Source organism: Fretibacterium fastidiosum, assembly GCF_000210715.1.
Lineage (GTDB): Bacteria > Synergistota > Synergistia > Synergistales > Aminobacteriaceae > Fretibacterium > Fretibacterium fastidiosum.
Genome location: NC_021038.1, coordinates 2069287 through 2075260 on the forward strand (window position 1 = coordinate 2069287; position 5974 = coordinate 2075260).

Annotated in this window: 6 protein-coding genes; 1 reads left to right on the forward strand and 5 read right to left on the reverse strand. The window is 61.7% G+C overall.

What is annotated here, in order from left to right:
• Nucleotides 1–98: 98 nt before the first annotated feature.
• Nucleotides 99–224 carry a hypothetical protein gene (locus SY1_RS12595; RefSeq protein ID WP_279369735.1) on the forward strand — a complete coding sequence of 42 codons (126 nt, stop codon included), beginning with the start codon at nt 99–101 and terminating at the stop codon, nt 222–224.
• A gap of 172 nt (nt 225–396) precedes the next feature.
• Here the strand turns inward: SY1_RS12595 and cmr6 are convergent, their stop codons facing one another.
• The 5 genes from cmr6 to cas10 are packed head-to-tail and all read right to left on the reverse strand — an operon-like array spanning nt 397 to nt 5806.
• A complete protein-coding gene (gene cmr6 / locus SY1_RS09425) occupies nt 397–1518 on the reverse strand; it encodes a type III-B CRISPR module RAMP protein Cmr6 (RefSeq protein WP_015556876.1) in 1122 nt (373 codons plus the stop codon).
• 1 nt (nt 1519) lies between these two features.
• Nucleotides 1520–1849, reverse strand: coding sequence for a type III-B CRISPR module-associated protein Cmr5 (locus tag SY1_RS09430; RefSeq protein ID WP_015556877.1), 330 nt, complete (start codon nt 1847–1849; stop codon nt 1520–1522).
• 11 nt (nt 1850–1860) lie between these two features.
• Nucleotides 1861–2769 carry a type III-B CRISPR module RAMP protein Cmr4 gene (gene cmr4, locus SY1_RS09435; RefSeq protein WP_015556878.1) on the reverse strand — a complete coding sequence of 303 codons (909 nt, stop codon included), beginning with the start codon at nt 2767–2769 and terminating at the stop codon, nt 1861–1863.
• A gap of 32 nt (nt 2770–2801) precedes the next feature.
• Entirely contained in the window at nt 2802–3971 is a 1170-nt protein-coding gene (locus SY1_RS09440) for a type III-B CRISPR module-associated Cmr3 family protein (RefSeq protein ID WP_208873588.1), read from the reverse strand.
• Nucleotides 3972–3973: 2 nt separating this feature from the next.
• A complete protein-coding gene (cas10, locus tag SY1_RS09445; RefSeq protein ID WP_015556879.1) occupies nt 3974–5806 on the reverse strand; it encodes a type III-B CRISPR-associated protein Cas10/Cmr2 in 1833 nt (610 codons plus the stop codon).
• Nucleotides 5807–5974: the final 168 nt, after the last annotated feature.

Consider the following 5974-nt stretch of genomic DNA (forward strand, 5'->3'; position numbering starts at 1 on the left):
TTTGCCGACAGCCTTCTCCTTCGCTTTGTCGTTCCTGTCAAAAACTCCTCGTTCTCACTCCGGACATCCCGGGGCGAGTGAACCCAAAGACGACGAACATGCCTAGCATAACGATCCTGAAGCAGGTATCTACCAAATTGTACAGGGCCGTCACCAACATGCTGACGACCAACGACATTCTGAGCCGGAGCAGGGCCACGGTGACGTTCCCCTCCTCTATCTGACGAATTCTCTCTTTATTTGTCCATGCTGCGCATCCCCTCCTTCAACAATTTCCCGTGCTCCGGGATTTTTGTTTCGCTGGCGAAGCATCAATACTCTATTTCCGCAGATGGAAAAGGGCGGCAAGGCCGCCCCGCAAATGACTTGAAGTTGGAATGAGAACCTGCCGTGAGATCAGTCCTTCTGAACCCGCTCCAAAATATAGGCCTTTTTCGGTTTCATTTCGGTCCTCACGATCCTGGCCAGAACCTCGGTCCCCTTTTCGACCTTCAGAGCAGGATCGAACCGGGCCTCCATGCCCTCTATCGTAAAGGAGCTGTTTCCCTTCTTGTTGACGCTATCACACCGAACCGTCAACTCCTCGCCGATCGGATGCTTGAAACCAGCCTCGAGGTTGCGCTTCTCCGTTTCCGCCTTCTTAGCCTTCTCCGTTTCCGCCTGCTGTTCCTCTTTGGACTTGACCCACTTCATCCGTCCATAGCCCGACCGGGTCTTCCCACCCGCGCCACAGCGCTCAAAAGCCTCTCCCAGAATCCGAAGCGCCAGCTTCTCCCATTTCTTCCGGACCTCAGGGTCGGGGTCCTCGCACCCCACGCGCACCTCAAACGATCCCCTGACGGAGAGGAAGGTCACCGGGTTGGGGTCGTCAAAGTCCGTCGGGGCCCCCTCGCCCGTATAGTATCCGCTGTGGTGAGGCGTCATGACGTCAGGGCAGAGCGAATTTGGAAGGGAATCGGGAAGGAGCCATGCGTCGTAAAAACGAAGGTATCCCGCCTCGGCGTCCTCCTCCTTACCTGTCAGGGGGACCTTTCCAAAAAGCACCTCGTAGACGGCCCCCGCCTGACGGGTCGGGCGGGTCCTGGCATCGAGGGCAGGAGAACGAAAACGCTCGTCCCCCGCACCCCACGCCATGGAGCAGTAGTGCGCCGCCAGCCCCTTGAGTGAGCTTCCGGGGATCATCGGCACCCCGTAGAGCGGGTTCAGGGTCAGGCCGGTTTCAAGCACGTTGCTGCCCCCAAGCCCCGCGATGAGCCGTCCCTCCGTCTGGAAGGTGCGCGAGGAGGAGCAGGCGGACAGGGCATTTTTTCGCGCCTCGAACGCCCTGGCATAGAGGGCCTGGACCTCCTCGTCCTTCACCGCGGAGCGCGCGGCTTGAAAGAGGTCGTCCCGCCCCCTCTGTGCGGCCTCCTTGTCCTCATCCTCTCCCTGTTTCGTCTCCCTCAGATAACGGGCCAGGAGCAGCGAGGCGTTCTGCCCTTTGGAGAGGTCTTTCAGCGCATCTCTCAGCGCCTGCATCTCAGTTTCCTCCCTTCGCCTGACAGTAGCGCTTGATCCAGGACGAGGCCGCCAGGGCGCGGCGTGAGAGGCGCATATACTCCATCACCTCCGCCTCCCGACTCCGCGCACAGAGATCTCCCCCCTCGCCCAAAACGTTCTCCAAGTCCGAAAGGTAGTCCGCCCTGCCCTTGGCCTGAGCGAACGCCAGCGCCTGAGCCAATCCGCAGGAGTGCACCAGCGACGGGAACGCGAGGGCAAAACTGCTGTACTCCTCAAACCCGCTGTTCCTGCCCTGGACACGTTCAAATGCGGCCTGGGCCATCTGCTGTTCCTTCGTCCGAATACCCATGATCGGCCTCCTTACCGTGACTCGAAGAGGCAGCGCACCTGCCCCTTGCCGGTCGAGGCCTTGCCGCCGATCTGCAGTTCGAGGGGCCTGGAGCAGAAATTCTCCAGCAGCTTCTCCTTCGTCAGATCACCGTCCGCACCCTTTGCATCTTCTTTGTTGCGGTACACGCGGTCGCACCAGACCGTCCCCGCCAGCAGGGTCTCGACCGGCAGGGCCTCCTCGTACCAGAGTGCTTTTGGGGCAACGGTCCCCGACTCCTCGTCAATCCGAATGTGTGCGCTGACCTCCGTCCCGGCCTCGCACAGAAAGGTGAAGATATCGTCGCTCACGATCGCCAGCCTCTCGCGGAAGATGGCCTGCCAGTCGGAATTGTCCGCAAAGACGGCCTTGGCAATGAGCTCCGCGCAGGCATCGGCCTCCTGGCTTATCACGCAATCCAGGTCCAGGTCCTCGAGGTAGAGCTTCGTTCCATTCCTAACGAGCCTGGTTCTGCTGGTCACGATGGCGGATTCCACGACCAAAGACAGAATGGACAAGCTTGTATCTCGCTTGAGCCGTTCGAGACAGAAGGGCGAGGTGACCCAGGCGAACGTCCCGTAGAAGCTCCTGATGGGCAGGCAGACGATCCGCGCGTCCGTGAAGACCAAAGAACCCGCCGTGCTGTTCGCCTCGATGGCATTCGGTTCTTTCTTCCTCCCGAACGCGGCCCGGACAAGCCCGTCAACCGACCTTTTTTCCTCCGTGGCGCCGAAATGATCGGCCACCACGCCCTTCACGGCGGAGCCGGGGATGCAGGGCCAGTTCGTGACCTTCTCCCGCGCGATCGGCAGGTCGATGTACCCAACGCCCCGTCCCGTCCCCACGTGGAGCGGCGTCACCGTATGAATCCAGTATCTTCTCTCGAACTTCACGTTATCCATCACAGTTCTCTCCTTCCCGAAGCCCAAAAATCTCAGGCTGTTTCACGGCCACGCCAACAACCCCAGAGGGCCAGCCCAAATCCATCGCGCCCGTCCTGCTGGCAGTCGCAGACGGAATGGAGCCAGAGATCGGCAATACCCTCCCCGCCCTTCAACACCTCGAAGAAATACACGCTCCCTGCGGGGACCATCCGGCGCAGGGCCTTGGGGCCGTTCCTGCCTTTTTCATAGCTCCACCCGGACAAGGGCTTCCAGCGCCCCACGACGGCGGAGACGAGCCGGACCAAAACCCCACTCCCCGGAACCTCCCCCGTCAATTTCCCGTCCTCCTCCCGAAGCCAGCCCGGAAGCCAGCCCTTCTCAAAGATCGCCGGGGTCGCCAGCACCATGCGAAGCCCTTTTTTCCCCGTCCAGGACAGGTTCTTGGGTGCCTCCCAGAACCCCTCATCCGCTTCGGCCATCCGCACCTCCGCGAGGCGCCGCTCCCCGCCGAGGGGAACGAGCAAGCGCTCGGGCAAAGGGGCCTGGTCGCCGAAGTTCACCCGGACGCCGATCCGCATCTGGCCCAACTGCCCCTTCGACGCGCCCTCTTTGATCTTTGTTACGAAGTCCAGCCCCGTGGTCGTAAACAGCCTGGCATCCTCCGCCGCACCGCTCTCCGGCAGGATCGTCACGTTCGTGCGGTCCTCCTTCACGGGAGCGGGGAGCCCGTCGAGCTTCATCGAAGCCGGCTGATCGTCCTCACATCCCAGCCACTCCGCCATCGTCTCCAAAGGCCAGAAGGCGTCGCCCGACTCCGGCTTGAAGTCCTCCTCCGGCATCCCCACCGGCGCGGACGGGACGAGGCTTGCATGGGGCATCCGTACGCCCGCGTTCCCGTCCATCGGACGGACGCGAAGGACGTCCGTGGTGCCCGTTGCCTCATCTGTCTTACGAATCAGGGCATCCAGCGGCCTGGGAAGATAAATCCTCTCGTTCAGGACCGGAAATCCGCCGCACACCTCGATCGTCTTGAGCTGATCCGGCGTGAGCGTATCCTTTGCCTTCCAGACGGCGGTACGCACGGCCCCCGCGATGACCGACGGGGAAATCCAGTCCATCGAGCGCACCCGGTTCCCCTGCCCCGCACCAAAGGGCCTGGAGTCCCGCACAATCAGCGGGCTCAGCGGAGTCAGTCGAAGATACCTCGTACTCTCTCCCATGTTCACCGGTCCCCTCCCTTCGCCTGTCGAACCCCAAACCCGATCCACTGAGCGATCACCAGCTCGTCCGAGAGCCTGTCGATGTCCCGATGCCCGCACAGGCGCAAATCGATGTAGCCCTCCACCCGCTTTTTCTCCTCATCACTCAGCGTCACATCTTTGCGGCGGAATATTCGTTTTATGTCGTCCCGCACGGCGGCCTCCAGGACATCCCCAGGGTCCCATCCCCTGTAAAATTCCGCATTCTCGCGCAATTCGTAGGGGAACTTGTTGGGTATGGCCCCATCGGAGAACAGACGCGCCCAATAGTGCAGGCGCTCGTCCAGGGAGACCTTGGCCAAAGCCCGAGTATCCTCCAGCCCTTCCGTATTTTTGCGTCCCCACTGTTCGCGCACGATGACGGAATCGGAACCTCGGGACCGCACAACAACGGCAAGCCCGTTGCGGTCGACTCCCTGACGGGAGGCCTCGTCTCCGATGCCCTTCTTCGCTATCCTCTCGGCGCCGCGGCCGAACTCCAGCAGGTCCTCCAGGTCCTCCATCGCGTGCCCGATCGAGATACCAACGGACAGGGTCGGAGACCTTTGATCTTTGATGGACTTGTAATCTTTCAGGAGCTCTCCAAACGCCTCGTGCAGCCCCCGGGCACAACTCAGGCAGGTATCGAGCGGCAGGAAGGCCAGCACGTCGTCCCCTCCCGTGTAGACGCAGACCCCGTGGAAATTCCTGACAATATCCCGAGCCTCCCCCGCAAACTTCGAGAGGGTCGAGGAAAACTCCTGGTGTCCCTTCATGTCCCCGATCTCCGAGATCGCCGCTCCCATGCGGTCGCCGTCGGCGACCAGCAAGGCGAAGTAGGGCTCCTGCGGCCTGTCGTGCTCCTTCAAGCCGGACAGGATGGTGGCGATCCCCCTGCAGGCTGCCCTGACCTTTTCCCTGACCGCTTCCCTCTCCTCGGGCTCGTACTTGAGCTCGCACTCCGCCAGCATCGAGGCGTGGCGGGAGAGCAGCACAGCCGTCCCCTCGTAGGGGAAGGCCTCGTACCCTATCACATCACTGATGGCCCCCGTTTCGACCAGCGCCCCACAATACGGCTCCAGCGCCCGGAGCGTTTCCTCCTTCACGCCACGCACCCACGGGTCCACCGCGACGCGCGACACGGACGGGAAACGCTTACGCTTATCCCCGGAAATACGCTTGATGAGCCCCACGGAGTCGAGCACCTCTCCCTCCTTCAGACACAATCCCGCAATCTTCGGGCCCTTTCCATCCTTGAACACGCTCTCCCGCAGTCCGTCCAGCGAGGACTTCTGAACCCTGAACTCCCCCTCATGCGGCAGGAAATCGCGCAGGTTCTTCCGGGCCGCCAGCAGGCGGGCCACCTTTTGGCGGGCCGCCTTATAGGCCCCCTCCCCCGTCCCGATCTCTGCCCAGGCGGCATAGAACTCGATGACGTCTTCGATCTGTTTGTCCCAACGTTCCTTTACAATATAACGCTTCGCCTTCTCAAAGGCCTCGGCGGCAAACACCTTAAAACGCGCGACGGCGGCCTCCCTTGCCTTCTCCGCCAGGGCGTTCATCGCCTGGTCATCGCCGCTCGCCCGGGCCAGGATCACGTTGGCGACGTTCAGGTCGGAGTCGGGCTTCAGGTCCCCATTCGGTTCAGGAAAAATCAGCTCGGCCCTGGCATCCTTCACGGCTTTCGCCGCGGCCTTGGATATCTCCGAGAGCATGAACGAACCGAACCACAGGTCGCGCGTGCGCCGCGCCGCGGCGATGAACTCCTGCACCGGCCCGACGCTTATCTGCAACAGCCAGCTGGTCCCCTGGCTCATAGGATCACCTCCTTGTAATTTTTTTCCTTCAGCAGATAGGTCTTGAACGCCTCGAGCGCGTCGCCGCTCTCCGAGCGCCCTTTCATCGGCGAACTGCTGTACGCTGCGAGTTTGGGGTTGACGATCTGATCATCAGAAATTGAATATGTGGCTTTTGTGTCGCTGCGC

Excerpts from the sequence above, each read along its gene's own strand:
- SY1_RS09440 (WP_208873588.1), bottom strand. The coding sequence starts at position 3,971 with ATGGGAGAGAGTACGAGGTATCTTCGACTGACTCCGCTGAGCCCGCTG.
- cmr4 (WP_015556878.1), bottom strand. The coding sequence starts at position 2,769 with ATGGATAACGTGAAGTTCGAGAGAAGATACTGGATTCATACGGTGACG.
- SY1_RS09430 (WP_015556877.1), bottom strand. The coding sequence starts at position 1,849 with ATGGGTATTCGGACGAAGGAACAGCAGATGGCCCAGGCCGCATTTGAA.
- cas10 (WP_015556879.1), bottom strand. The coding sequence starts at position 5,806 with ATGAGCCAGGGGACCAGCTGGCTGTTGCAGATAAGCGTCGGGCCGGTG.
- cmr6 (WP_015556876.1), bottom strand. The coding sequence starts at position 1,518 with ATGCAGGCGCTGAGAGATGCGCTGAAAGACCTCTCCAAAGGGCAGAAC.
- SY1_RS12595 (WP_279369735.1), top strand. The coding sequence starts at position 99 with ATGCCTAGCATAACGATCCTGAAGCAGGTATCTACCAAATTGTACAGG.